A 1,310-nucleotide genomic window follows, 5' to 3' on the forward strand; every position below is an offset into this window, starting at 1 on the left:
CGGTAGGGCTTCTTTTCAATGACGGACAACTGGTGCTCTAAGCAAATCAGGTCACTCAACCGCTGCACTGCCAACGCTGAAAAGAAAAAATCCCGGAACTTTTTGGTGCCATCCAGTGCCGTAGAGTTGAAGATCACATGGTTGTGGATGTGCTGCCGGTCTGTGTGCGTTGCCACCACAAAGGTGTGCTTGCCCTTGGTAAAACGCATGGCCAGTTCGTAGCCTACTTTGTTAGCCTCCTCTGCGGTGATTTCCCCCGGACGGAAGGACTGCCGTATCTGATAAGCGATTACATCACTCTTCTGCCTGCGTCCGTTTACGAGATCATACTGCCGCTTGGTAAGCATAAATTCTTCATCTGCTGTCAGGGCGCTGCAAGCATAGCTGCTGACATACTGCCCCTGCTCGGTCTTGTCCGGGTTTTCAATATAGTCCGTGCGATTTTTCAGGCAGGCCGCAACGGTCATGCCCTTGTTTTTGTGCAGCGCAATCAGCCGTGTTGCTGCCAGCATCATCACCCCCTATTGCAAAGAAAAAATGCCGCCCGGAGGCGGCATTGAGATCATTTGGATAATTTTTCGTAATCGGCAGCACCCGCCAGATACATTGCCTTGTATCTGGCGCATTCCAACTCATTGCAGATTTCATCTAAGGCGAGATATTGATTCCACGCTTCTTTGCTGATAACGCTCTGCAAGGCTTCCTCAGCTGCTCGTTTGGCTTTTTTCAGTCGCAGATACTCTTCATCCTCACCCAGCATCTCAGAAAAAATCGTGCTGTTGTGTTCAAAATAACAATCCTCTATCCTCTGTTTGCTCATAGCATCCCTCACAGTTCTGCAAGCCACTCACTGAAACGCCCGATGCCCTCGGTGATGGCAGTTGCACCGAAAAAGAGGATGAAGCAGATGAACTCGGCTACCAGCAGGATAAAGAACTGATTCCAAGTCTGACGGTAAACAGTGTAGATGCCGCAGCCGAAGATGTAGAGCATCAGCGGAGCAACTACATAGCTGGACAGGGTTAGCAGCCACTTTGCCATCAGAGCTAGAAACGCCACAAAGAGAGAAATCGGGAAAAGAACAGTTTTCTTCAGCATAGACATCATATCAAGCACTTCCTTTCTGTTCGCCCTTATTATAAAGGTATCGACTACTACGTTGCAAGGATGTCAAGCATTATATGTACACCCGCAGTCCTCCAACTGCGGGAATTTTTATAGCTCTGCCAGCTTGGAAAGAATTTGCTTGCCAATGTCAATCAGTTCATCCAGACGCTGCCGCAGATCTTCCATGTCGGCGGCGTAGACCT

Annotated in this window: 3 protein-coding genes; all 3 read right to left on the reverse strand. The window is 49.2% G+C overall.

What is annotated here, in order from left to right; all coding sequences use genetic code 11:
- Window positions 1-515 (reverse strand): relaxase/mobilization nuclease domain-containing protein (locus AAAU26_RS00400; RefSeq protein WP_349180861.1); only part of this gene is annotated, 515 nt, incomplete at its 3' end.
- 47 nt (window positions 516-562) lie between these two features.
- On the reverse strand, window positions 563-820 hold the full coding sequence (locus AAAU26_RS00405) for a hypothetical protein (RefSeq protein WP_158394925.1): 258 nt from the start codon (window positions 818-820) through the stop codon (window positions 563-565).
- A gap of 8 nt (window positions 821-828) precedes the next feature.
- A complete protein-coding gene (locus AAAU26_RS00410) occupies window positions 829-1,107 on the reverse strand; it encodes a hypothetical protein (RefSeq protein ID WP_227619315.1) in 279 nt (92 codons plus the stop codon).
- Window positions 1,108-1,310 lie beyond the last annotated feature (203 nt).

The sequence above is a fragment of the Faecalibacterium longum genome, from assembly GCF_040094125.1.
Lineage (GTDB): Bacteria > Bacillota > Clostridia > Oscillospirales > Ruminococcaceae > Faecalibacterium > Faecalibacterium longum.